Consider the following 26937-nt stretch of genomic DNA (forward strand, 5'->3'; position numbering starts at 1 on the left):
CGGCGGTTTCGCTAGACCATGCGATCCACGCCCGCAAGCACGAACCCGCCTCTCCATCGCCGAACGCGCGCATAAAAAAAGGCCCGCCGTTTCCGGCGGGCCCTGAGGTGGGGGTACGGGATCAGAACCTGACGGTGGCACCAACCGCCAGATTGCGACCAAGCGAGTCGTAGCGCTGCGGGATCGTGTTGGTCCGTGCGAGCGCGACATTGTAGGAATCGGGGACGATCGGCGCGCTCTTGTCGAGCAGGTTGTTCGCGATCAGGCGCAGCGAGAATGCCTTGTCGATCGCAAAGTTGAGCGCGAGATCGAAATAGCTCTTCGGCGAGACGCGGAAATAGCTGTTCCGCTCGCGCTCGGGCGTGCCGCCGATCGCCGGATCACCCGAATTGTCCGCATTCGTCAGCGAACCGACATAGCGCCAGTTGAACGACGCGCTGAACCCCTTGTCGACCGTCGTATAGGTCGCGCGCAGGCCGTGCGACCATTTCGGGATCAGCTGACCGCAGCCATTGCCGTAATAGCCTGCGCAGTTGCGAGTCGGCTGGACCGGCGAGTCCTGACCACCTGCAAAAGTCGTCAGCGAGCCGTTGAAGTTCCAGTCGATCTTGCCGACGCTGGCAAGATCGAGTGTGTACTGCGCCTGGAAGTCATAGCCGCGGGCGATCGACTTGTAGAAGTTGGTCGTGCCCTGGCGGATGAAGCCGGTCGTCGGGTTGCTGGCCGCGTTCGAGTAGAGCGTGCCAGTGCCGGGATTGCGGACGATGCCCTGACAGAAGAACGCATCGCCGTTCGAACGCTGACAGCCATCGGTATAATAGCTGAAGTCGTTATAGCCGAGCGAGTCGTCGATCTTGATCTTGTAGCGATCGACCGAGAACACCAGCCCAGGCACGAAACGCGGCTTCACGATCAGGCCATAGGTCTGGGTATAAGCCGTTTCGGGATCGGCTTCGAAACCGCCCGAGCGAACCGTACACCCGGTCGCCCCCGTAGATGCATCCCCCGGACAGATCAGCGTCGGGCTGCCGTACAGCGCGTCGGACAGGCCGGTCGCGCGGCAGACCTCACGCGAGGCGACGGGCGTGCCATAGGTCACGCCGCCAGCGGCGTTGGTCGTCACGGTCGGTGCGCAGAAATCGTTGAACGTGCCCGATCCGCCACGGGCGAAATCGACGTTGGTCGCCTGCCGGATCTCGGTCACGGTCGGCGCGCGCTGTGCCTTGTTGAACGAGGCACGGAACGTCAGGTCGCTGACCGGGGCGTAGATGCCCTCGATCTTCCACGTGTTGAAGCTGCTCGAATTGCTGCTGTACTTCGAAACGCGATAGCCACCATTGGCCTGCAGCAGTTCCGCGAACGGCTTGTGCTCGATCAGCGGCGCCTGGACCTCGATATTGGCCTCCCAGACGTCCTGCTTGAGATAGGTGTCATTGCCACCAAGCCCGGCGCGGTAGACGCTGTCGGCGGTCGATTTCAGCGTATCCTTGCGATATTCGGTGCCGAGCGCGATTGCGACGCCCTGCTCGGCGAACGGCGAGGTGACGCCGTACTTGCCGAGATCGCCGGTGATGTTCCCCTGCACGTCATACAGCGTACCGATCGTGGTCGACGTGCCGCGGTCGTAGAGATAGTCGATCAGCGCCGGATTGGTGTTGCCCGCGCTGAACGCGTCGAACGGCACGCAGGCGGCGTCCGTGGTCCCTGCGCAGGTCGGTGCTGCGAGCGTCCCCCCCACGTTCAGCGAATTCCGCAGATTGGCCGCGTTGACGAAGCTCGGCGTGTAGTCCTGCTTGTTGCGCGCATAGACGCCGCCGATGTCATAGGTCCATGCATCGCCGGCCTTGCCGCGCAGACCGCCGGTCAGGCGCAGACCGGTGTTCAGATAGCTGTCCGGCTGGTCGTTGCCCTCGCCGAGGCGATAGCGGATGTCGATCGGCGCAAACGCCGCGGTACCCGCTGCCGCACCGCAGATCGTGCTGGCCTGTGAAGCCGACAGGAACGGATTGTTGCAGTTCACCTGGACGTTGCCGCCCGCGATCGCCGGGTAGTTGTTGTACGACTTGTCGCGGAACCAGATGCCCGATGCATAGACTTCGGCGTCCGGCGCGACATCGAGGCTGACGAAGCCACCCGCGTTCACGCGCTCGGACGGGCGCTGATAGGCGTAGTTGCTGAAATAGTTCGACGCATTGCCCGCACCGGTGCCGAACGGCACGAATGTGCGCGTGCCATTGGGGTTGTTGACATACTGCCCCGTCGCGACGCCCTTGCTGTCCAGTGGCGAAATCAGGCCGCTGGTCGAGCTGCTCGGCGTCAGGCCGCACGAGATCGGCGCGTTGAGGCTCGTCTGCGTGAGGTAGCAGCCCGAGTTCGACCGCTCGGACAGCAGGACCTCGTCGGTATGCTTGTAGTTGACGAAGCCGTTGATCCGCAGCGCACCGTCGAAGAACTTCTTGCCCGCGGTCAGCGTGACGTCGGCACGGCCGCCATCGTTGGTCAGGCCGCGCGGGCTGTTGAAGCCGGCTGCGCGTGCCAGCGGCGAGACGACCGTGTCCTTGTTGTTGTGGTTGTAGAAATTATAGTTGCCGTCGAGCTGGATGCCTTCGAAATCCTTTTTCAGGACGAAGTTGACGACGCCGGCCACCGCATCGGACCCGTAGACCGACGACGCACCACCGGTCAGGACGTCGACGCGCTCGAGCAACGACGGCGGGATGATGCCCACGTCCTGCCCGTTCTGCGTGCCGAGGCGCTTGCCGTCGATCAGCACAAGCGTCCGCTCGAACCCGAGGCTGCGCAGCTTGATCCGCTGCCGGCCGTCCGAATCATTATAGGTCTGCTGGCTGTCGGGCGCGACCTGCGGGAGGCGGTTGAGCACGTCCTCGACATTGACCGCAGCCTGGGCGCGGATGTCCTGCGACGTGACCGAGGTGATCGGTGCGGCGGAGGTCATGTTCGGACGCTGGATGCGCGATCCGGTCACGACGATGTCGCCTCCGCCAGCGCGGTCTTCGGCAGGCGGCGCGTCGACGGCGCTGGTCGCGGTCGCCGCATCCGCCTCGACCTTGGCCTCCGCGGGCGTGGTAGCCTCGGCCTGTGCCGGCGTGACCTGTCCAATCGCCGGGGTCGCGGACACCATCAGTGCCCCCGCAAGCGCCATATAAGACGCCGAATTACGCACGTTCATACTAAAAACCCTTGTTTGGGCCAGCGTTGTCGCCTGCCCCCGTCTCCTTCGTAAGGTTTTGGTCATAATCGGGTCTCAGTCAATACCTTAGTAAGACCACTGTGTAACGTTTCGGACCGGATGTTGTAAAATGGCCATACGACTGGTCGACCGTCGTGACTTGCGATACGACTGGGCGCCAGGGTGACAACAGGGGGCTGCTGATGAAGACGAGACGATCGTTGCTGACCGCGTTTGGTGGTATTGGAGCGGCTCTGCCCTTTGTTGCGCCGATCGCCCGCGCGCGCGCCGCAACCGGCGGCCCTGCGCCCGCACTGATCGTGTCGACCTGGGATTTCGGTGATGCAGCCAACGCCGCAGCCTTTGCCCGCAGACGCGCCGGCGGATCGCTGATCGATTCGGTCGAGGCCGGCGCGATGGTCCCCGAAGCCGATCCGGACAATCACAGCGTCGGCTATTCGGGCTATCCTGACCGCGACGGCCATGTCACGCTCGATGCGGTCATCATGGATGATGCAGGCGGCGTCGGCGCAGTCGCAGCGCTCGAGAACACGATGCACGCGATCTCCGTCGCGCGGCGGGTGATGGAGCGGACACCGCACACCATGCTCGTCGGCGAAGGCGCGACGCGGTTCGCGCGGGACCAGGGCTTTAAGCAACAGTTGCTGCTGACGCCCGAGGCGGAAAAGGCGTGGCGCGACTGGCTGAAGACGGAGCATTATCGTCCCGAGGCCAATAGCGAGAACCGCATTACGCGGACGCCCGGTGGCGCGCTCGACCATGACACGATCGGCCTGCTGATGCGCGATCCGACGGGGCGGATGGCCGGCGCCTGCACCACATCCGGCATGGCGTTCAAGATGCGCGGCCGGGTCGGCGATTCGCCGCAGGTCGGATCGGGACTCTATGTCGAGGCCGGCGTCGGCGGCGCGACCTCGACCGGGCTGGGCGAGGAGGTCACGCGTGTCGCAGGGTCGGCGCGCGTCGTCGCATCGATGCGCGCGGGCGCGTCGCCGCAACAGGCCTGCGAAGAGGTGGTCCGCCATATCGCGCGACTGCGCGGCGACGCGATACGCGGGGTGCAGGTCGGCTTTCTTGCGCTCGATACAAAGGGCGCGGTCGGGGCCTTCTGCCTGTTGCCGGGCTTTACCTACGCCGTCACCGACGCGCGCGGCAGCACCACGGTGCTGAAAGCGCGCGCGTTGTTCGCGAGCTGACCGCATGATGCGCGACGCCATGACGCTCGAAGTCTGTGTCGAGGATCTCGACGGCATCGATGCCGCGGTGGAGGGCGGCGCCGACCGGATTGAGCTGTGCGCCGCGCTCGCGGTCGGTGGCTTGACGCCGCCTGCGTCGCTGATCCGCGCGGCGGCGCAGGGCCCCCTCCCCGCGCACCTGCTCGTACGCCCGCGTGAGGGCGGTTTCGCGTACACCCCGCGTGAAATCGCGCTGATCGCCGACGATATCGTCACCGCTGCGCACGCCGGTCTCGCGGGCATCGTGATCGGCGCAACCCTGGCCGACCACCGGCTCGACGCGGCAACTCTGGCCAAGCTGATCGCGCACGCACGGACGCTTGGCAGCGAGCGCGGCAGACCGCTGTCGCTGACGCTGCACCGCGCCTTCGATGTGTGCTCCGATCTTGGCGCCGCGCTCGACACCGCGATCGAACTCGGCTTCGACCGGGTTCTCACCTCGGGTGGGACGCCCAAGGCAATCGACGGGGTCGAGGCAGTGGCCGACCTGCATCGCCAAGCCGCCGGACGCATCATCATCCTCGCGGGCAGCGGCGTGTCCCCGCAATCACTGCCCGCGCTGCTGCGCACCGGCATCACCGAAGTCCACGCCTCGTGCCGTCAGCCGATCGCCGGCGGGGCCGACCCGGTGGACGTGCGATTCGGTTTCGCCGCGCCGAACCGCACCGCGACCAGTACGGACCGCATCCGCCAGCTGTCGCATATGCTTACGCAGAAACACACGCTTGAATAAGACCAATCTATAACTTACGCTTGGCGTAATCCAACGACGAAGGCCGCCATACGGTCACCGTGCAAGATCCTGAGAGCGAGCTGTCATGACCAACGCCCCCCCCGCCCCCTTGGCGGCACGCGACCCGGAAGCCACGCTGATGTTCAGCGAAGCGGCGGAATCGGGCGCCGCAGTCGCCCGGCTGCTCGCGGCCAATGCCGACGCCTTCGCGACACTCGGCGCAAAGCTGCGGGCCGCACCGCCCGCGGTCGTCGTGACCTGCGCGCGCGGATCGTCCGATCATGCCGCGGTTTACGGCAAATACCTGATCTGGACGAAGACCGGCATCCCGGTCGCGGCCGCCGCACCCTCGGTCGTGTCGTTGTACGACGCAGAGCTTTCCGCGCAGACGACCCTGTGCATCGCCATCTCGCAAAGCGGCCGCAGCCCCGATCTGCTCGCGACGGTCGCCTCGATGAAGGCAGGCGGCGCGCATGTCGTCGCGCTGGTCAATGACGAGACCTCGCCGCTCGCCGCCGCCGCCGACACGCTGATCGCGCTCAAGGCCGGTCCCGAGCGCTCGGTCGCTGCGACCAAATCCTATATCTGCGCGCTCGCGGCGCTGGCGGCACTCACCGCGGAATGGGCCGACGATGATGCGTTGCGCGACGCGGTGGCGGCACTTCCCGCCGATCTGGAGCGTGCCTGGGCGCTCGACTGGTCCAGCGCGATCGAGCCGTTGCGCACTGCTACCAACCTCTTCGTCATCGCGCGCGGACCGGGCTTCGGCATCGCCAACGAGGCGGCGCTGAAGATGAAGGAAACCTGCGCGCTTCACGCCGAAAGCTTCAGCTCGGCCGAGGTGCGCCACGGTCCGATGCAGCTCGTCGAGGACGGTTTCCCCTTGCTCGCGCTCGCGACCTCCGACGCGGCCGGCGACGGCGTGCGCGACGCCGCGGCCGAGTTTGCGGGGCGCGGCGCCTGCGTCCTGCTGGCCGATGCCGCGCGCGACGCGCAGGCCGGCGACGCGACGCTGCCCGCGCTCACCGCGCATCCGGCGATCGAGCCGGTCCTGATGATCCAGAGCTTCTACAAGCTGGTCAACGCCCTTTCCGTGGCGCGCGGGTTCGATCCCGACGCGCCCTCGCATCTTGCCAAGGTGACGCGCACACTATGACGACTTTCCGGTTTTCCAACGGCCATATCGTCACGCCGGCCGCTGTCTTCACCGACGCGACGATGGTCGTCGAAGACGGCCGGATCGTCAGCCTCGACGCGGCGCCCGTCGCGGACACCGTGGCGGAGACGATCGACCTCGACGGGGGCTGGATCATGCCCGGCTTCGTCGACACGCAGGTCAATGGCGGCGGCGGCGTGTTGTTCAACGATGCCACCACGGTCGAGGGGATCGCCGCCATCGGTGCGGCGCATGCCCGCTACGGCACGACCGCCTTCATGGTGACGCTGATCAGCGACACGCCCGACGTGATCGCGCGTGCGCTCGATGCGGTCGACGCCGCGATCGATGCCGGCGTGCCGGGCGTGGTCGGCATTCATGTCGAGGGCCCGGTCATCAGTGCGGCCCGCAAGGGCATCCATGATGCGTCGCGCTTCCAGGATCTCGACGACGATCTGATGGAATTGATGACGCGTCCCCGCCGCGGCCGCGTCATGCTGACGCTCGCGCCCGAACGCGTCACCGCCGATCAGGTCGCCGCGCTCACCGCCGCCGGAGTGCTGGTCAGCATCGGTCACAGCGATGCAAGCTATGCAACCGCCGCCGCGGGCATCGCTGCGGGCATCACCGGCGTCACCCATCTGTTCAACGCGATGTCGCCGCTGATCCACCGCGCGCCCGGCGTGGTCGGCGCAGCGCTCGACGACCAGTCGGTCTATTGCGGGATCATCGTCGACGGCTTTCACGTCGATGACGCCGCGTTGCGGATCGCATTGCGCAGCCGCCCGCATGACCGGTTCATGCTCGTCTCCGACGCGATGCCCTGTGTCGGCGCGGCGGATAAGTCCTTCACGATCCAGGGGCGGCCGATCCATGTCGAGGATGGCCGCTGCGTCGGCGCGGACGGCACGCTGGCGGGATCGGATCTCGACATGACTGGTGCTGTTCGCAATGCGGTCGCGCGGCTCGACCTTGCGCCCGAAGTCGCCGCCGCGATGGCATCGACCTATCCGGCTGCGTTTCTCGGCCTGTCGGACACGCGCGGGGCGCTTGCGCCCGGGCAGCGTGCCGACTGGGTGCGGCTGACGCACGATCTCCACCCCCTGGGCACCTGGTTTGGCGGCGTTCCGTCCGCCTGACCGCGCCCCACTTTACCCCCCTTACGGCACCAAGGACGATCCCATGGCTCCCATCCTCCTGAGCGCGCCGATGCAGGGTTGGGCGCTGCCCATCGACCAGGTTCCCGACGCGGTCTTCGCCGACCGCATGCTGGGGGACGGCGTCGCGATCGATCCGACCGGCGACGGGCTCTACGCGCCCTGTGACGCGACCGTGCTGACGCTGCTCGACAGCGGCCATGCGATCACGCTGCGTACCGCGGAAGGCGCGGAGATCCTGATCCATATCGGGCTCGATACCGTCGCGCTCGGCGGTCGCGGTTTCTCGCCGTGCGTCGCGGTCGGCGACAGGGTCGTCACGGGTGCGCCGCTGATCCGCTTCGATCTCGACCTGCTCGTCCGCGAGGCACGCGCCGTCGTCACGCCGATCATCGTCGTAAACCCCGACCGGTTCGCCATCACGCAGTGCACGACAGACCGGGAGGTCGCGCTCGGCGACCCGCTGATGACGATTGAACCGGTCGCCGGCATCCGGCCCGACGCCGCCACAGGTGGCGCGGCCGCGGGCGACATCCTGACGCGGACGATCACCGTGCCGCTCGCCCACGGGATCCACGCGCGCCCCGCCGCGCGGCTCGGGGCGCTCGCGAAACGCTATACCGCCGACGTCACGGTCACGCGCGATGCGAACACGTCCAGCATCCTCAGCCCGATCGGGCTGCTCGCGCTTGGGGTGCGGTACAATGACCCGATCACGCTGGGTGCGCGGGGCCCCGACGCCGCCGACGCGCTCGACGCGATCGCGGCGCTGATCCTCAGCGGCATGGACGAGGCCGCTCCGGCACCCGCCCCGACCCCGGCAGCAGCCAGCCCGGCGCGTGCGGCGATCGACGGCGCACTGCTCGGCGTGACCGCTGCACCGGGCCTCGCGGTTGGCAAGGCGCGCTGGTTCCGCCATGCCGAGATCGCGGTCCCCGAACAGGGCCAGGGCATCGCCGTCGAGAATGAGCGGTTCGCGAGCGCGATCACGACGCTCGCCGCGCGACTCGCCGAGCAGACCCGCCATAGCGCGGGCGCGCAGAAGGCGATCGTCGAGGCGCATGCGGCGATGCTCGACGATCCCGTGCTGCGCAACGGAACGCAGGCGCAGATCGCCGCGGGCAGAAGCGCGGGCCACGCCTGGCGCGCCACGATCCGTCCGCTTGCCGACGCGTTGCGAGCCGGCACCGATGCACGGCTCGCCGAGCGCGCGGACGATATGCTCGACCTCGAACGCCAGCTGCTGGCGGTCCTCGAAGGCGTCGAGACGACCGTCCCGGTCTTTCCGCCTGAGACGATCCTGCTCGCCGACGACCTGCTGCCCTCCGACATTCTGGCGCTCGACCGCGCGACGGTTATCGGCCTGTGCGTCGCGCGCGGTGGGCCGACGTCGCATGTCGCCATCCTCGCCGCGACGATCGGCCTGCCCGCTCTGGTCGCGGTCGGCCCCGCGCTTGCTCCGCTGGCGGACGGCACGCCCGTCATCCTCGAGGCGAGCGAAGGGCTCATGCGTGTCGATCCCGACGCGGACACGCTTGTCGCCGCGCAGGTCCGCCTCGCCCAGGCCGAGATGCGCCACGCCGACATGCTCGCGCGCGCCGGCGAGCTCTGCCGCATGGGCGACGGGACGCGGATCGAGGCGTTCGCCAATCTCGGATCGATCGGCGATGCCCAGCTCGCGCGCGACAACGGGGCAGAAGGCTCCGGCCTTCTCCGCACCGAATTCCTGTTCCTCGAACGCGAATCCGCACCGAGCGTCGCCGAGCAGACCGCCGATTACCAGGCGATCGCGGATGCGCTCGACGGTCGCCCGCTGATCGTCCGGCTGCTCGATATCGGCGGCGACAAGCCGGCCCCCTATCTGCCGATGGATGCCGAGGAAAATCCCGCACTGGGCCTGCGCGGCATCCGCGTCGGGCTCGCCTATCCGCAGATGCTCGAGGATCAGGTCCGCGCGATCCTGTCGGTACGCCCCACGGGTCAGTGCCGGATCATGGTGCCGATGATCGCCAGCCTCGACGAGCTGCGCGCAGTCCGTGCCGCGGTCGACCGGATCGCCGCCGAGCTCGACCTGCCCGATCGCGTCCCGGTCGGCGTCATGATCGAGACCCCCGCCGCGGCGGTGACCGCGGACCTGATCGCCAGCGAAGCCGACTTCCTGTCGGTCGGCACCAATGATCTGACCCAATATACGCTGGCGATGGACCGCGGAAATCCGGCGGTCGCGCCGGGTATCGACGGTCTCCACCCCGCCGTCCTCCGCCTCATCGCGCAGACCTGCAAGGGTGGCGCGGTCCATGGGCGCTGGACCGGCGTCTGCGGGGGACTGGCCTCCGAACCGCTTGCCGTGCCGATCCTGATCGGCCTCGGCGTCACCGAACTCTCCTGCGCGCCGGCGATCATTCCGGAGATCAAGGCGCTGGTCGCCACGCTCGGCATGGAGGCCTGCCGCGCGCACGCGACCGCGTGCCTCGCCTGCACCTCCGCCGCCCAAGTCCGAACGCTCGCCCGGGAGTTTGCCGCATGAAGTCGATACTCGAAGCCCTGCAGCCGCTCGGCCGTGCGCTCATGCTGCCGATCGCGGTGCTGCCGATCGCCGGCCTGTTGCTGCGTCTCGGCCAGCCCGACCTGCTCGACATCGCGTTCCTGAGCGCCGCCGGTGACGCGATCTTCTCGCATCTCGGGCTGTTGTTCGCGATCGGTGTCGCGACCGGCTTCGCCCGCGACGGCAATGGCGCGGCCTGTCTGGCGGGTGTCGTGTGCTTCCTCGTCGCGACCGAAGCGGGCAAGGTGTTCCTATCCGTCCCCGCCGACGTCGTCGCGGGGATAGCGACCCCGACGCTCGAGATTGTCGCCGCAGCCTGGAAGGCCAAGGCGATCGCGCGGCTCGACGTGCCGATCGGGATCCTGTCCGGGCTCGCCGGCGGGCTGCTCTACAACCGGTACTCGGCAATCAAATTGCCGGAATATCTCGCCTTTTTCGGCGGACGTCGGTTCGTTCCGATCGTCAGCGGCGTTGCCGGGCTGGTTTTCGCGGTCATCTTCGGCGCGGGCTTCGGTATCCTGAACGCGGGCGTCGATCAGCTCAGCCTGGCGGTCAGCGGCAGCGGTGCGATCGGCCTGTTCCTGTTCGGCTTGTTCAACCGGCTGTTGCTCGTCACCGGGCTGCATCATCTGGTCAACAACATCGTCTGGTTCGTCGCGGGCGACTATCACGGCACGACGGGCGATCTGCGGCGCTTCTTCGCGGGCGATCCCGATGCCGGAGCGTTCATGGCTGGGTTCTTCCCGGTCATGATGTTCGGTCTCCCCGCCGCCTGTCTCGCCATGTATCACGCCGCGCTTCCCGAACGCCGCAAGGCGGTCGGCGGCATGTTGTTCAGCCTCGCGCTGACCTCCGCGCTGACCGGTGTAACCGAGCCGATCGAGTTCAGCTTCATGTTCCTCGCGCCGCTTCTCTATGCGGTCCATGCGGTGCTGACCGGCCTGTCGATGGCGTTGATGAACGCGCTGGGCGTGAAGCTCGGCTTCGGCTTCTCGGCGGGGCTGCTTGATTATGTTCTCAACTATGGCAAGGCGACACGGCCGCTGCTGCTGCTGCCCGTCGGTGCGGTCTATTTCGCGCTCTATTACGGGCTGTTCCGCTTCTTCATCCGCAAGTTCGACCTCGCCACGCCGGGCCGGGAAGCAGAGGCGAGCGTTGTCGCCGCGGCCCCCGTCGCGGGCGGCCGTGGTGCGGCATTCGCGCAGGCGCTCGGCGGCGGTGCGAACCTGACCACCGTCAGCGCCTGCACCACGCGGTTGCGTCTGATCGTCGTCGATCAGTCCGCGGTCGACGACGCCGCTCTGAAGGCGCTCGGTGCACGTGGTATCCTGCGCCCGTCAAACGCCGCGCTGCAGGTCGTGCTCGGCCCGATTGCGGATGTGGTCGCGGTCGAGATCCGAGATGCGCTCGCCCTGGGCGGTCCGGCAGTTGTCGCCAGCGCTGCGCCCGCCGCGACTGCCGCACCCGTTCCAGACACCCCTGCGGTGCGGCTGTCGGATACGGCCTTTGCCGCACTCGGTGGCGAGGGCAATGTCGTCGCTGCGAGCCGCCACCCCGGTCGGGTGCGGATCGAACTGGCCGACGCTGCGGCGATCGACGAACCGCGCCTCGCACGGCTCGGGCTCCGCGCCACCGCACGCCCCGCTGCCGGTCAGTTGCACCTGCTCGGGACCGACGCGACGCTCGCGACGTTGATCCACACGCCCGCCTGACGTCCATTCCGCCCGACCCTTCGGCATCGGCCGAGGGACGGGCGGCACGGCACGGCCCTTGTTATCGTGCGCGCGGCTCCAGCGTCACGCCGCCGACGAGCCCGGACGCGCCGCCCGGCGCCGCCTCGACCAGCACCGCGATCGTCCGCACGCCGCCGCCCGGCGGCACCGCCGCCTCGAACGGTCCGACCGATGCGGCGTCCTTGACCGCGACCCGCGTGCCGTCGACCCATAGCTCCGCACGCCCGGCGATCGCCGCAAAGCGGATCACGCCCCCCTCCTGCGCAACCCGCCGCCACGGCGTGACCGTCGTGCGGTAGATCCGCCAGCGGCCCGCGCGATCCGAATCGACCGGGGTCCCGCTGCGCACGAACGCCCAGCTGTTATTGTCGCCATCGACCGGTGCCAGCGCCGGATCGGGCCGCGTCGCCATCGCCAGCGAACGACGCCACTCGCGGATCGCCATCGCAGCTAGCGTCACGGCAACTTGCGCAGGCGGCGCGAGACCCGCGCGATCGATCGTCAGCCGCGCCGGCTTCAGGCCCGGCGCGGTCGCGGTCATCACGATCCGCCCCCGCCCCTCGCCCGCCTGGACGATGACCTGCGCGAGGCCGTTGAACAGTGATCGGGCATTGCCCTTCTCGCTCTCATGGCTGTTCGGATCGCCATTGCCGATCCCGATGATCGCCGCCCCCTCGACCGCGAACCGCGTCGGCAGGTTGGCGGTCGGCACATGGCGTCCTGCCGCATCGACCGCGTCGATCGTCACCGGCTGCGCATCCTCACCATCACCCGCCATCACCGTCCGCGCCGGCGTCAGCCGCAGCGCGACCGGCGGACCGGCGGTCTCATGCGCCGCGCGTGCCACCGGCGAACCGCCGCGCCGCGCGACCACTTCGATCCGCCCGGGGGCATAGGGCACGACGAACTCATTCCCCATGATCCGGTCGACCGCGGCCTCGCCGACGACCCGGCCGTTCAGCCGGACCTCGACGCGCTCGGCATTGCTCATCACCAGCAGCGTGACCGGCTGGCCTTCCCGCCCCGGCCAGGTCCAGTGCGGGGTGATGCTCACCACCGGCGCGGCATCGACCCAGTGCGCGCGGTGGATGTCGAACGCGGTCTTGGGAAAACCGCACAGGTCGAGAATGCCGAAAAAGCTCGAGATCGTCGGCCATTCATGCGGGGTCGGTTCGCCGTGATAATCGAACCCCGTCCACACGAACCCACCCGCGACGAACGGCCGCTCGACGATCTTCTTCCAAGTGCCGCGATGCGTATCCCCCCAGCTCGCCGCCTCGACGTCATAGGACGATTGGACATGCCGCGCCGGATCGCTGGCAAAGGCCCCACGCGTCTCATAGGCGCTCGTATCCTCCGAACTCGTGATCGGCTTGGTCGGGTTGAGCTGGTGGAAGCGATCATAATCGCCCTGATAGTAATTGAACCCCGTCACATCGATTTCGCTCGAGACGTTGACGGGATCGAAGAAGGCGCCGTTCATCGCCGCGGTCACCGGCCGGCTGTCGTCGAGCGCATGCGTCGCATGGACCATCCGCCGGAGCATCTCGACGCCGGCCTCCGTCCCCTGCATCGGCTCCTCGTTGAACACTGACCACAGGATCACGCTCGGATGATTGCGATCGCGCCGCACCATCCATTCGAGCTGCGCCATATAGTCGGGCGCGGGATTGAACTGGCGGTTCTCGTCCATCACGACGAACCCCATCTCATCGCACAGGTCGAGCAGTTCCGCCGCCGGGGCATTGTGTGAACAGCGGATCGCGTTGCACCCCATCGCCTTCAGCCGTTCGAGCCGCCAGCGGACCAGCGCGTCGGGAATCGCGGTGCCGACGCCCGCATGATCCTGATGCAGGCACACGCCCTTCAGCTTCACCGGCTGAGCGTTCAGGAAGAAGCCCCGGTCCGCATCGAAGCGGATCGTCCGGAACCCCACGCGTGTCCGCCGCTCGTCAATGACGCTGCCGTCGCGCATCACGCGCGTCAGAACGGTATAAAGCGTCGGGGTCTCGATCGACCACAAGCGGGGCGCCGTCACCGGCATCGTCAGCGTCGCCACCACCGGATCGAGCGGCGCGACGCTCGCCGCCGCGCGCGCCGTCGTGACCGGCTTGCCGTCCGGGTCGAGCAGGATCGTCTCGATCGTCACGCCGACCGCAGCCCGCGCGATGCTGCCGATCGTCACCGCGACCGGCACGTGCCAGCCCCCCGCCGGGTCGCGTCGCGGATCGCAGTGCACACCGTCGGTGACGATCGCGACCGGCGCCCGCCGGATCAGCCATACATGCCGGTACAGGCCGGCGCCTTCATACCACCAGCCTTCCATCGCGGTGGCGTCGACGCGCACGACGATCATGTTCAGGTCCTCGCCGAACCGCGCGAAAGGGGTCAGGTCGATCTCTACGCTGTTATAGGCGGACCAGTTGTGCGCGACGACGCTGCCATTGACCCAGATCGTCGCGTTGCTCGCGATCCCGTCGAACCGCAGCGCGATCGTCTTGCCACGATCGTCCGCCTCCAGCCGCAACGTCCGCCGGTACCAGCCGATCCCGCGCCGGCGATAGCCCTGCGAGATATTCGCGTCGCGCTCGAACGGCTGCGCGGACGCCCAGTCGTGCGGCAACCGGACCGGCGCCCAGTCCGAATCGTCGAACGCCATCGCCGCGGCGCCAAGCGCGTTGCCCGCCTTCACGCTCAGATAGGTCGCATTATGCCCCTCGGGCGCGGGCGTCGCGACATCGCCTTCATGAAACACCCAGCCGCGTTCGATCCGGGTGCAGGACAGGTCCTGAACATGCATCGCAGGCGGCAGCGTCCGCGACGGCGCGGGCATCGGCAATGCGCCGGCCTCGCCTGCCTGCCGACCCGGGCCAGCCCCGGCAGCGGCAAAGGCGTCGGTCGGGCGGACGACGACGCCGACACCGGCGCCCGCCGTGCCGATGAGGAGCTGGCGTCGGTTCATGGCAGTCTTTCGGTTTAACGGATCAGATGTCGGCCAGTTCGGCGACGAAGTCATAGGCGTCGCCGCGGTAATAGGAGCGCGTGAATTCAGCCGCGCGTCCGTCGCGCAGGAAGCCGCGGCGTTCGATCAGCAGCCCGGCATGACCGGCATCGACCCCCAGCATCCGCGCATGCTCGCCCCCGAACGGCACCGCCCGCAGCCGCTGCAATGCGCGCACCGGTCGGCTCCCCGCCGCTTCGAGCGCGGCATAGAGCGAGTCCGTCACGCCATCGACCGAGGTCAGGCAATAGCCCGCGATGGTCGAGAATTCGAGCGCCATCGCCTCCTCGTCGGCATAGCGGATGCGGTTGAAGCGGAACACCGGCGCCCCCGGCGACAGGCCGAGCGCCATCGCCTCTTCGGGGTTCACCTGGCCCGCCGATCGCGAGATCCAGGTGCTGCTCGATGTCCGGCCGCGTGCCGCCATGTCCTCGCTGAACGACGACAGTTTCGAGAAGCTCTTTTCGACGCGGCCGGCGACGAACGTGCCCGCACCCCGACGCCGGGTCAGCAGCCCTTCCTCGACGAGCCCGCCGATCGCCTTGCGCACGGTGATGCGCGAGACGTCATATTCGATCGCCAGATCGCGTTCGGCGGGGATCGCATTGCCCTGGACGAGCAGCTTCTCGCCGATCGCGTTGCGGATCAGATCCTGCAACTGAAGATAGAGCGGCGACGGATTGCCCTTGCGAAAGCGTCCGATATCATCGGAAAACGCCATGTACCCCCCTTTGACTGGCAGCCCGAAGCGCGCCACACCCTGTCCTGGCGCGGGAGGATAGCCAAAGCACAGCCGCGCGGCAACCAGACCGGCGCCAAGGATTATATTGGTATTTCCGTTCAAAACGGGTCGATGCTGCCAGATCGATTGAAACACTGGCAAACTTTGCAAAAGCTCGGGACCTGCTTTCGGGACGCCGGCCAATCAACGGCTTGTGTCTGGACCTATATTGGTTACATTCCCCCACCAGCGGCCGTGAGGAGCCGGTTACCGGGAGCAGAAATCATGCGGTCAAACGCACCCCCCCGTTTCGGATGCGCGCTCATCGCGACCGGCATGATGCTCGGCACCACCGGTTTGGCCGATGCGCAGGACCGCCTGCCGCTGGTTCCGCAACCCGCAGCGATGACGCGCGGGACCGGCGCCGTGACGATCGCGGCGGGCAGCACGGTGTCCGCCGATCCCGGCGATGCCGGCACCACCGCCGCCGCCCGTCTGCTCCTCGCCCATGTGAAGACCGAACGTGGCCTGACGCTGGCGACCGGCGCGCGCGGCATGATCCGCATCGACCGCGATCCGACGATCAAGGGTGCGGAAGCCTATCGCCTGACCGTCGATGCGTCCGGCGTGCGGATCGCGGCGTCGGGCGATGCCGGCCTCGTCTACGGCGCGATGACGCTGGCGCAGCTGATCAGCCCCGATCGCGCCTTCGGCCAGCCCGTCCGGATCCCCGCGGTGACGATCGACGACGCCCCCCGCTTCGGCTGGCGCGGGCTGATGATCGACACCGCGCGGCATTTCCAGTCGCTGCCCTCGCTCTATGCGATCGTCGACCAGATGGCGTCGGTGAAGCTCAACACGCTCCATCTCCACCTCACCGACGATCAGGGCTGGCGGTTCGAGGTCAAGGCCTATCCCCGGCTGACATCGGTCGGCAGCGTCCGGACGTCACCCTCGACCGGCGAGGCGCCCGGCACGCAGGTCGGCGGCTTCTACACGCAGGACGAGCTGCGCAAGCTCGTCACCTATGCGACGGAGCGCGGCATCGTCATCGTCCCCGAGATCGACCTGCCCGGCCACGCCCAGGCGCTCGTCGCCGCGTATCCGGACCTCGGCGTCCTTGGCGACACGCCGAAGGTCAGCAGCGACTGGGGCGTGAATCCCTATCTCTTCAATCCCGGCCCCAAGGGCATCGCCTTCGTCAAGACCGTGCTCGACGAGATCATGGCGGTCTTCCCCGGCACCTATGTCCATCTCGGCGGCGACGAGGCGGTCAAGGATCAGTGGGAACGTAGCCCCGAAGTCCAGGCGCAGATGGTAAAGCTCGGAATCAAGGACGAGAACGGGCTGCAGAGCTGGATGATCGACCAGTTCGGCGAATATCTCGCCAGCAAGGGCCGCCGCCTGATCGGCTGGGACGAAATCCTCGAAGGCGGCCTCCCCGCCTCCGCATCGGTGATGTCGTGGCGCGGCGAGAAGGGCGCGGTCGAGGCCGCGAACCAGAACCACGACGTCGTCCTCTCACCCGCACCGACGCTCTACCTCAACAGCCTGCAAAGCGATCGCAGCGACGAACCGCCGGGCCGGATCGAGATCCAGTCTCTCGAGACCGTCTATAAATACGAGCCGATGCCCGCGGGGATCCCCGCCGAAAAGGCGCATCACGTGCTCGGTGCACAGGGCAATCTGTGGAGTGAGTACATCGTCACGCCCTATCAGATGCAGCATCTGATCTTCCCGCGCGCCGCCGCGCTCGCGGAAATCACCTGGTCGGGCAAGGACAAGCGCGACTTCGGCAGTTTTCTCGAGCGGGTTCAGCCGCAGATCGGCCGCTGGCGCACCTCCGGCATGCAGGTCGCGGACAGCGCGTTCGCAGTCGGCTATACGCTCGCTGGCACACGCGGCGATGCGCTGCGCACCAAAAGCGCCAAAATCTCGCTGGCGACGCAGGCGCCCTATGGCACGATCCGCTACACGCTCGACGGCAAGGCCCCCGGCCCGCGGTCGCCCGCCTATACGGCACCGCTGTCGATCAAAGCCGGGGTCAAGATCCGCGCCGCCGCGTTTGACGCCGCCGGTCAGCAGATCGCCGAGCCACGCCTGTTCGATACCGGCCGTCAGGCACTGCTGACGCGCACTGCCTCCGACATGGTCGCCTGTCCAAAAGGATCGCTCGCGCTACGCGTGCCGCTGACGCCCGAGGCGCAGGCAAATGCACCGGTCTACAATATCGACCTGTTCGACCTGTGCACCGCCTATCCCGCCGCGCCGATGGATGCCGCAAAGGGCTTCACGATCGATATCGCCCGCCTGCCGCGTCATTATGCGCTCGCGCATGAAGATACGAAGCTTCGCCGGCATTATAACGTCACCCCGCACGGCGAGCTGATCGTGCTCGTCGGCTGCACCGTGGCGGGTGCCAAGCCGGTCGTCGCCGGCACCTTCCCGCTCCCCGATCCGGCAACCGCCGCCACCCGGTTCAGCGTCAAGGGCCGCCTGCCCGCGCTGACCGGCGACCGCGACATCTGCCTGCAATTCACCTCCCCCACGTCCGATCCCTATTATGCGGTCGAGCGGATGCAACTTACGGAGACACGCTGATGCGTCGCTGGTTCCTTCTCCCTCTCCTCGCACTCGCCTCGCCCGCGATCTCGGCCCCGAAGACGGTGGTCACGCTCGACCGTGACTGGCAGGTCCGGATCGATCCGACCGACACGGCCGCGGTCGCCGCGCACAAGCGCGAGGCGAAATGGCTCGCGGCCACGGTGCCGGGATCGGTCCAGCAGGACCTGATCGCCGCGCGCCGCGTCCCCGATCCCTACAAGGGCATGAACGAGGCGGCGATCCAGTGGGCCGGGCTGACCCGGTGGCAGTTCCGCCGCGTGCTCGAAGTCACGCCGGCGATGCTCGCGCGCGACCATCTCGATCTCGTATTCGACGGTCTCGACACCTTTGCGACCGTCGCCGTCAACGGCACGCCGCTGCTCAAGACCGACAACGCTCACCGTCGCTGGCGCGTGGACGCGAAATCGGCGCTGAAGGCGGGCCGCAACGAGGTGGTGGTGACGATCGCCTCGCCGATCCGCACGCTGCAGCCGATGGTGCTCGCCGAAAAGCATCCGCTTCCCGGCGAATATGACAGCGCGTTCGGCGACGAGCCCAAGGGCAAGCAGACCTCGCCCTATATTCGCAAACCCAAATATCATTACAGCTGGGACTGGGGTCCCCGCATCGTCAACATCGGCATCTGGCGCCCGGTCCGTCTCGAGATCTGGGACGAGGCGCGGATCGAGACGTTCCGGGTCGAGCAGGAGGATCTGAGCGACGCCGAGGCGCGGATCGCGGCGAAGCTCGACATCGTCGCCGACACGCCTGGTCGCACGACCGTGCACGCCGTTGTCACGGGTCCCGACGGCAAGACCGTCACGGTCGACCGTAGCGTCACGCTCGCCGCCGGCAGCAACAGCGTCTCGCTGCCGCTGACGATCGCCGCGCCGCAGCGTTGGCAGCCGATCGGCTATGGCGCGCAGCCGCTCTACACCGTCACCGCCTCGCTCGCCGGCGCGCAAGCGACCGCAGAGGACAGTGTCACGCGGCGGATCGGCCTGCGCACGGTCGAACTGATCCGCAAGGACGGCAGCTTCGGCTTCAAGGTCAACGGCACGCCGATCTTCGCCAAGGGCGCGAACCTGATCCCGTTCGACATGTTCCCGTCGCGCGTCACCCCCGCCTATATGCAGACGATCCTGAAGGGCGCAGCGGACGCCAACATGAACATGATCCGCGTCTGGGGCGGCGGCTATTATCTCGACGACGCCTTTTACGACATGGCCGACCGCATGGGGCTGATGGTGTGGCAGGACTTCATGTTCGGCGGCAGCGTCACGCCGCCCGATGCAGCATTCCGCGAGAATGTCCGGATTGAGGCCGAGCAGCAGGTCGCCCGGATCGGCTCGCATCCCTCGGTCGTGATCTGGGCCGGCGGCAACGAAGTGCTGTCGGGCTGGGAGAACTGGTCCGATCGCAAGGCGTTCAAGAAGGCGGTCGGCGCCGACGAGCAGGAGCGGATCGGCGCGGGCATGGCGGTGCTGTTCGACCGCGTGCTGCGCCAGGCGGTGACGAAATATTCGCCCGGCACGCCTTATTGGCCGGGCTCCCCCTCGACCGATTATGAGGGCCCGACCGACACCGACAAGGACGGTGATCGCCATTTCTGGGATGTCTGGTCCGGATCGAAACCGGTCGAACGCTATCTCGACAGCTGCCCGCGCTTCATGTCGGAATATGGCTTCCAGGCGATGCCGGACCTCGCGACGATCCGCGCCTTCGCGGGCAAGGGACCGCTTGCCGCCGACAGTCCGGTGATGAAGGCGCATCAGAAGTTCCTCGCCGGCGAGGGCAATGAGCGCCTGCTGATGTATCTGCGCGATCGCCTGCGCCCGGCGAAGGATTTCGCCGATCTCGTCTATCTGACGCAGGTCAACCAGGCCGAGGCGATCCGCATCGCCGCGCTGCATCACCGTGCGTGCCGCCCGGTGACGATGGGGTCGCTCTACTGGCAGCTGAACGACGTCTGGCCCTCGATCAGCTGGGCGAGCATCGATCATGACGGCCAGTGGAAGCTGCTCAACTATGCCGCGCGGCGCTTCTTCGCACCCCAGGCGATCGCCGCGGAACACAAGGATGGCGCGACGCGGATCTCGCTGATCTCCGACGCGACCACGCCGATCGCCGCGCGCTGGCGGGTGCGCGCGATGGACATGGCGGGCACCGTGCTGAACGACACCACCACGCCCGCGACGCTGCCGCCGCTCTCGTCGACGCTCGCCGCGACGCTGCCCGATGCGACGCTGTTCGGCAGCGCCGCGCCGGGGGCCAGCTATGCGGTCGCCGAGCTGATCGTCGGCGACACGGTCGTCAGCCGGGCGATCATCGAACGCGCGTTGCCCAAGGACATGGCCTATCCCGATCCGGGCCTGAGCGTCACCTGGTCGGGCTCGACCGCGACGATCACCGCCAGCCACTTCGCCCGCGCGGTCATGCTCGATTTCGGGGACGTGGCGGCGCAGCCCGCCGATGACGGGTTCGACCTTCTGCCGGGCGAGACGCGGACCGTCGCCGTTGCGTCGGACGCGTCGCCTGCCACACTGCGCAAAGCGCTCACCTTGAGGACCCTTGCCCGATGATCTGGCTCCTGCTCGCCTCCGCCGATCCCGTCGCCACCGCGGTCGCTACCATGTCGATGGAAGAAAAGGCCGCACAGCTGCAGAGCACCGCGCCCGCCGATCCGAAGCTCGGCCTGCCCGCCTATGACTGGTGGAACGAGGGACTGCACGGTCTCGCGCGCAATGGTCATGCGACCGTGTTCCCGCAGGCGATCGGCATGGCTGCGACCTGGGATCCGGCACTCGTCCGCAAGATCGGCGACGTCGTCGCGACCGAGGCACGCGCGCGCTTCAATGCGAAGCCCGCCAATGCCGATCGCCGCATCTATGAGGGGCTGACGATCTGGTCGCCCAACATCAACATCTTCCGCGATCCGCGCTGGGGGCGCGGGCAGGAAACCTATGGCGAGGACCCGTATCTGACCGGGCGGCTCGGCGTCGCGTTCATCGGCGGCCTCCAGGGCCCCGACCCGCTCCACCCCAAGGTCGTCGCCACGCCGAAGCATTTCGCGGTGCATAGCGGCCCCGAGGCCGGGCGCGACAGCTTCGACGTCGACCCCAGCCCGCAGGATCTGGAAGCAACCTACCTGCCCGCCTTCCGTCAGGCGGTGACCGAGGGCAAGGCGCTCTCGCTGATGTGCGCGTACAACTCGATCCACGGCGTGCCCGCCTGCGCATCGTCGCCGCTGATGGTCGACCGGCTGCGGCGTGACTGGGGCTTTACCGGCTTCACCGTCTCGGATTGCGACGCGGTCGGCAATATCAGCACCTATCACCACTACCGGCTCGACACACCCGGCGCCGCGGCAGCGGCGATCAGGGGCGGCACTGATCTCAATTGCGGCACCGCCTATGCCGGCCTCCCCGCCGCGGTGCGCCAGGGCTTGGTGAGCGAGGCGGAGGTCGACACCGCGCTGACGCGCGCCTTCCGCGCCCGCCGTGCACTGGGCATCGCGTTCGGCGGCGACAGCCCGTGGAGCAAGATCGGCACCGATCAGGTCGACACCCCCGCGCACCGTGCGCTCGCGCTCGAAGCGGCGCGCAAGTCGATCGTGCTGCTCAAGAACGATGCCAGCCGCCTGCCGCTCAAGACCGGCAGCCGGATCGCGGTGATCGGCACCAATGCCGACGATATCGGCGTGCTTCAGGGCAATTACCACGGCACCGCGGTCGCCCCGGTCACCCCGCTCGACGGCATCCGCAAGCAGTTCGGCGCCGCCAATGTCCGCTATGCCCAGGGTTCGGTGCTCGCCGACGGCGCGCCGGTGGTGGTTCCCGAGACCGTCTTTCCCCAGGGTCTGAAAGCGGAGTATTTCGCCGGTACCGGGACGACCGGCGGCACGCCCGTCCTGACGCGCACCGAACGCCGCATCGATGCGGACCTCAACCGCGTCAGTCCGGCGCCCGGGCTTGGCCGCAGCTTTGGCGTCCGCTGGTCGGGTGTCTTCACCCCGCCCGCCGCGGGTGACTATACGCTGGTGATCGACGTCCCGGCGTGCTGGAAGGACTGTTCGGTCCATGACGTCGCACGACTCTGGATCGGCGACCGCCAGCTCACGGCGGGCGAGGTCAAGAAGGGCCGCGTCGAGATCCCGGTCTCCAGCGACGGCAAGCCCGCCGCCTTCCGCCTCGAACTCGATCACCGCAGCGACGACGAGGGCATCCGCCTGCTCTGGACGCCGCCCGCCGCGCCGATGCTCGCCGCCGCCGTCGCCGCCGCAAACGCGTCGGACGTCGTCGTCGCGGTGATGGGCCTGTCGCCCGATCTCGAGGGCGAGGCGCTGTCGGTCAGCGTCCCCGGATTCGTCGGTGGCGACCGCACCGACATCGGGCTTCCGCTCGCGCAACAGGCGCTGCTGAAAGCACTGCGCGCGACCGGCAAACCCGTCATCCTCGTCCTGACCAGCGGCAGCGCGGTGGCGGTCGATCCGTCGCTCGCCGACGCGATCCTGACCGCCTGGTATCCGGGCCAGGCCGGCGGCACCGCGATCGCCGAGACGCTGGCGGGGCTCAACAACCCCTCGGGTCGCCTCCCCGTCACCGTCTACAAGTCCGCGAGCGACCTGCCCGCCTTCATCGACTATACGATGAAGGAGCGCACCTACCGCTACTTCACCGGCAAGCCGCTCTGGGGCTTCGGGCACGGGCTGAGCTATACCAGCTTCGGCTATGCCGCGGCAAAGCCCGGCCTCACCGTCGCCGCCGGCCAGCCGCTCACGCTCGCGGCGAAGGTCTCGAACACTGGCGCGCGCGCGGGCGAAGAGGTGGTTCAGGCCTATCTCGTCCCGACCGCGACTACCGGCGGCGGAGCGACCACCGCGGTGCTCCAGCGCCAGCTCGTCGGCTTCGACCGCGTCGCGCTCAAGCCCGGCCAGTCGCGCACCGTCTCATTCGCGCTCGATCCCCGCTCGATGAGCAGCGTCGCGCGTGACGGCACGCGGACGATCCAGCCCGGCGCCTATCGCCTCTATGTCGGCGGCGGCCAGCCCGGCGACGGCGAGGGGCAATGGACCGACCTGACGATCACCGGTGCGCCGGTGGGGCTGCCCAAATGATCGATCGCCGTTCGTTGATCGCCGGCGGGCTCGCGCTCGTCGGCACCCCTGCTTTTGCCGCCCGCCCGAACCTGCCCTCCAAGCGCCCCGCCGTCGCCGACCGTCTGTTTAAGAGCCGGGCAGTGGAACGCGAGATCGCCCGCGTCTCGGCCCGGATCGCCGATCCGAAGCTGCGCTGGATGTTCGGCAACTGCTATCCCAACACGCTCGACACGACCGTGCGGATGTCGACCATCGGCGGCGCGCCCGATGCCTTCGTCATCACCGGCGACATTCCCTGCCTGTGGCTGCGCGACAGCTCGGCGCAGCTCCGCCCCTATCTTCACCTCGTGCGCAACGATCCCGCACTGCGCACCGTGTTCCGCGGGCTGATCGCCCGCCAGTCGCGGTCGATCCTGCTCGATCCCTATGCCAACGCATTTCTCGAGGATCCCGCCGGCAAGACCGAGCTGAGCTGGGCGCTGCACGACCAGACCGAGATGAAACCGGGTGTCGCCGAGCGCAAATGGGAGATCGACTCGCTCTGCTACCCGATGCGTCTCGCTTATGGCTATTGGCAGGCGACGCGCGACGCGACCCCGTTCGACGCGACCTGGGCGGAGGCAGCACGCGCCAGCCTGCGCACCTATCGCGAGCAGCAGCGCAAGGACGGTCGCGGACCCTATAGCTTCCTGCGCGCCTCGAACCGTAATACCGAGACGATGGCGCTCGATGGCTGGGGCAATCCCGCCAGGCCGAACGGCCTGATCCAGTGCGGTTTTCGTCCGTCCGACGATGCCTGCCTCTATCCCTATCTGATCCCCGCCAATCATTTCGCGGTGACGACGCTGCGCGAACTGGCTGTCGTCGCGAAGGAGGCGCGCAACGATACCGCGCTCGCCGCCGATGCCACCGCGCTCGCGGCCGAGGTCGAGACCGCGCTCAACGCGCATGGCAAGATGCGGCTGCGCGACGGCCGCGAGGTGTGGGCCTATGAGGTCGACGGGTTCGGCAACGCGGTCTTCATGGACGACGCCAACGTGCCGTCGCTGTCCGCGCTCGCCTATATGGGCTGCGTTCCCGCCACCGACCCGCTCTGGCGCCGCACCTCGGACGCGGCCTGGAGCGACGCCAATCCCTATTTCTTCAAGGGCACCAAGGCGGAGGGGATCGGAGGCCCGCATGTCGGGCTCGGCCAGATCTGGCCGATGTCGCTGATCATCCGCGCGCTTGCCGGCGCCGACGACGCGACCGTCCGCAGCTGCCTCAGAATGCTGCGCGATACGGATGCCGACACCGGCTTCATGCACGAGGCGTTCGACAAGGACGATCCGGCCAAGTTCACGCGCAGCTGGTTCGCCTGGACGAACGGACTGTTCGGGGAACTGCTCGTCCATCTTGCCGATACCCGCCCCGCGCTGCTGGCGGCGCCGTTATGAGGCTCACGCGACGTGCGTTGCTCGGCTCGACCGGTGCGTTGGCGCTGAGCGGCGCGATGCCGGCCTTTGCCGGCCGGTCGCGCGCGGTGCCCGATCTGTGGATCGGCACCGGCGGCGACGGCCATACCTATCCCGGCGCGACCGTGCCGTTCGGCATGGTCCAGGTCAGTCCCGACACGGATACGGAGAACTGGGCGAACTGCTCGGGCTATCATCGCGGTGACCCGTCAATCATGGGCTTTTCGCACACCCATCTGTCGGGCACCGGCATCGCCGACATGATGGACGTGCTCGTCGTGCCTGCCCGCGGCCCGGTCAAGCTGCGCCCCGGCGCACCCGACAAGCCCGGCGAAGGCTATCGCCAGACCTATGCACAGGAGAGTGCCGAGCCCGGCTATTATGCCTGCACGCTCGGCAACGGCGTTCGCTCCGAACTCACCGCCGAAGCGCGCGTCGGCTGGCAGCGGCACCGCTTTCCCGCCGGCCCCGGGCATCTCCTGATCGATCTCGGCAACTACCGCGACAGCCGCCCGGGCGAAGGCCCGCTGATCGACGACAGCCGGATCGAACTCGAATCCGACGGCATCCTGATCGGCAGCCGCCGCACCTTCCGCTGGGCCAAGGGGCGCCGCATCCACTTCGCGATGCAGGTATCGCGCAAGCCCGACCGGATCACGCTCCATGCGGGCGACCAGGTCGTCAACGGCGCGATCGCGACCGCCGACCGCGTGCGCGCGGTATTGCACTACGACGATGCGGGCTCCGCCCCGATCGTCGTGCGGACCGCGGTCTCCGCGGTCGACATGGCGGGCGCACGGACCAACCTCGCCGCCTCGGCCTCGCGCGACTTCGATGCCGCGCGGCGCCAGGCCATCGGCGACTGGGCCGACGCGCTCAAGACCGTGAAGATCAACGGTGGCAGCGACGACCAGCGCGTCGTCATGGCCACCGCGCTCTATCATTCTATGCTCGCGCCGACGCTGTTTTCGGATGTCGACGACCGCTATGTCGGGCTCGACCGGCTGGTCCACAGCGTGCCCAAGGGCGAACAGGCCTACAGCACCTATTCGACCTGGGACACCTACCGGACGCTCCACCCGCTCCTGACCCTGGTCGCGCCCGATCGCGCGCGGTCGCTCGTCCGCGACCTGGTCCGCCAGACACAGCAGAGTGCCTATGGCCCGCCCTGCTGGCCGCTCCAGGGGGTCGAGACCGGCACGATGATCGGCTGGCATTCGGTCGCGATCATGGCGGAGGCCGCGGCAAAGGGCATCGACGCGGACTATGCCGCCGCCTGGCCAGCGATCCGCACGCGCGCGTTCGACGCCAAGGCGCCCGACCTCGTCAACAGCCGCGCGCGAGGCACCTATATCGTGCGCGGCTATCTGCCCGCCGATCAGGTCGACGAGTCGGTCAGCCGGACGCAGGAATATGCCTATGACGACTGGGCGATGGCCGCCCTCGCCGCGAAGGCCGGGGCGACCGACGACGCCGCCCGTCTGCGCGAACGCAGCCGGAACTATCGCAACGTGCTCGACCCGGCGATCGGCCTGGCACGGCCCAAGCTCGCCGATGGCAGCTGGCTGACGCCCTATGACCCGATCCAGCTCGGCCACATCAAGCGCTACCATGATTTCACCGAAGCCAATGGCTGGCAGACGACCTTCCTCAACCAGCATGACCTCTACGGCCAGATCGCGCATTTCGGTGGCGATGCGAAATTCGCCGCGCGCCTCGACGCGCTGTTCGCTGCGCCGTCGACGCTGCCCAGGGACGCGCCGCCCGACATATCGGGGCTGATCGGCCAATATGCGCACGGCAACGAACCTGATCAGCACGTGCCCTATCTCTACGCCTATGTCGGCCAGCCCTGGAAGACGCAGGCGCTGGTCCGCAGGATCCTGACGACGATGTACAAGCGCGCGCCCGACGGGATCATCGGCAACGATGATTGCGGGCAGATGAGCGCATGGTTCGTGATGTCCGCGCTCGGCCTCTATCCGGTCGATCCGGTCGCGGCGGTCTATGTGTTCGGCTCGCCGCTCTTCACCCGCGCCGAACTCAAGGTCGGGGGCAAGCGCAAGGTCGTGATCGAGGCGCCGGGCAACCGCATCGATACGCCCTATGTCACCGCGGTCACCTGGAACGGCAAGCCCTGGACGAAGAGCTGGATCGGGCATGCCGATTTCGTCGCCGGCGGTACGCTGCGCTTCACCATGTCCGCCACGCCCAACCCCGCTTTCGGCGCGAAGATGGCGGATCGCCCGCCCTCCTTTGGCGCCCCGGCTGCCTGACCCCTTTTCGGAG

The 26937-nt window shown here is 68.0% G+C and carries 14 protein-coding genes; 11 read left to right on the top strand and 3 right to left on the bottom strand.

Going from position 1 to position 26937, the window contains the following annotated elements:
- Window positions 1-121 precede the first annotated feature (121 nt).
- Window positions 122-3190, bottom strand: a complete 3069-nt coding sequence (locus tag J3A66_RS03465; protein WP_209567168.1) for a TonB-dependent receptor — start codon at window positions 3188-3190, stop codon at window positions 122-124.
- 203 nt (window positions 3191-3393) lie between these two features.
- Here J3A66_RS03465 and J3A66_RS03470 point away from each other — a divergent pair, with 203 nt between their 5' ends.
- The 6 genes from J3A66_RS03470 to nagE all read left to right on the top strand — a co-directional run bounded on the left by J3A66_RS03470 (window position 3394) and on the right by nagE (window position 11749).
- Entirely contained in the window at window positions 3394-4407 is a 1014-nt protein-coding gene (locus tag J3A66_RS03470) for a N(4)-(beta-N-acetylglucosaminyl)-L-asparaginase (protein WP_209567170.1), read from the top strand.
- 4 nt (window positions 4408-4411) lie between these two features.
- The gene (locus tag J3A66_RS03475; protein WP_245336695.1) at window positions 4412-5179 is read left to right on the top strand and encodes a copper homeostasis protein CutC; all 768 of its coding nucleotides are present in this window, start codon (window positions 4412-4414) and stop codon (window positions 5177-5179) included.
- Window positions 5180-5264: 85 nt separating this feature from the next.
- Window positions 5265-6335 carry an SIS domain-containing protein gene (locus J3A66_RS03480; protein WP_209567171.1) on the top strand — a complete coding sequence of 357 codons (1071 nt, stop codon included), beginning with the start codon at window positions 5265-5267 and terminating at the stop codon, window positions 6333-6335.
- Entirely contained in the window at window positions 6332-7474 is a 1143-nt protein-coding gene (gene nagA / locus J3A66_RS03485; RefSeq protein ID WP_209567173.1) for an N-acetylglucosamine-6-phosphate deacetylase, read from the top strand. The genes J3A66_RS03480 and nagA overlap by 4 nt, the downstream gene beginning before the upstream one ends.
- Before the next feature lie 43 nt (window positions 7475-7517).
- On the top strand, window positions 7518-10019 hold the full coding sequence (gene ptsP / locus J3A66_RS03490; protein ID WP_209567175.1) for a phosphoenolpyruvate--protein phosphotransferase: 2502 nt from the start codon (window positions 7518-7520) through the stop codon (window positions 10017-10019).
- Window positions 10016-11749 (top strand): N-acetylglucosamine-specific PTS transporter subunit IIBC, encoded by a 1734-nt coding sequence (gene nagE, locus J3A66_RS03495; protein WP_209567177.1) that lies wholly within the window; start codon window positions 10016-10018, stop codon window positions 11747-11749. The genes ptsP and nagE overlap by 4 nt, the downstream gene beginning before the upstream one ends.
- A 61-nt stretch (window positions 11750-11810) precedes the next feature.
- Here nagE and galA read toward each other — a convergent pair whose 3' ends face one another.
- On the bottom strand, window positions 11811-14732 hold the full coding sequence (galA, locus tag J3A66_RS03500) for a beta-galactosidase GalA (RefSeq protein WP_209567179.1): 2922 nt from the start codon (window positions 14730-14732) through the stop codon (window positions 11811-11813).
- 22 nt (window positions 14733-14754) lie between these two features.
- Window positions 14755-15492: a GntR family transcriptional regulator gene (locus tag J3A66_RS03505; RefSeq protein ID WP_031396151.1), complete on the bottom strand. Its 738-nt coding sequence runs from the start codon at window positions 15490-15492 to the stop codon at window positions 14755-14757.
- Between the two features lie 285 nt (window positions 15493-15777).
- Between J3A66_RS03505 and J3A66_RS03510 the strand changes: the two genes are divergently transcribed.
- Genes J3A66_RS03510 through J3A66_RS03530 form a run of 5 tightly spaced genes read left to right on the top strand, consistent with a single transcriptional unit; the run spans window position 15778 to window position 26924 of the window.
- Window positions 15778-18093, top strand: a complete 2316-nt coding sequence (locus tag J3A66_RS03510) for a family 20 glycosylhydrolase (RefSeq protein ID WP_209567181.1) — start codon at window positions 15778-15780, stop codon at window positions 18091-18093.
- Entirely contained in the window at window positions 18093-20678 is a 2586-nt protein-coding gene (locus J3A66_RS03515) for a glycoside hydrolase family 2 protein (RefSeq protein ID WP_209567183.1), read from the top strand. Before J3A66_RS03510 ends, J3A66_RS03515 begins: the two co-directional genes overlap by 1 nt.
- The gene (locus J3A66_RS03520) at window positions 20675-23212 is read left to right on the top strand and encodes a glycoside hydrolase family 3 C-terminal domain-containing protein (RefSeq protein ID WP_209567185.1); all 2538 of its coding nucleotides are present in this window, start codon (window positions 20675-20677) and stop codon (window positions 23210-23212) included. Before J3A66_RS03515 ends, J3A66_RS03520 begins: the two co-directional genes overlap by 4 nt.
- Complete coding sequence (locus J3A66_RS03525) at window positions 23209-24630, top strand: glycoside hydrolase family 125 protein (RefSeq protein WP_209567187.1); 1422 nt, start codon at window positions 23209-23211, stop codon at window positions 24628-24630. The genes J3A66_RS03520 and J3A66_RS03525 overlap by 4 nt, the downstream gene beginning before the upstream one ends.
- Window positions 24627-26924, top strand: a complete 2298-nt coding sequence (locus J3A66_RS03530; RefSeq protein WP_209567188.1) for a GH92 family glycosyl hydrolase — start codon at window positions 24627-24629, stop codon at window positions 26922-26924. The genes J3A66_RS03525 and J3A66_RS03530 overlap by 4 nt, the downstream gene beginning before the upstream one ends.
- The last annotated feature ends 13 nt before the right edge of the window (window positions 26925-26937 follow it).

Origin of the sequence: Sphingomonas sp. PvP018 (assembly GCF_017876865.1) — a bacterium.
In the GTDB taxonomy this organism is placed as follows: Bacteria; Pseudomonadota; Alphaproteobacteria; order Sphingomonadales; family Sphingomonadaceae; genus Sphingomonas; species Sphingomonas aerolata.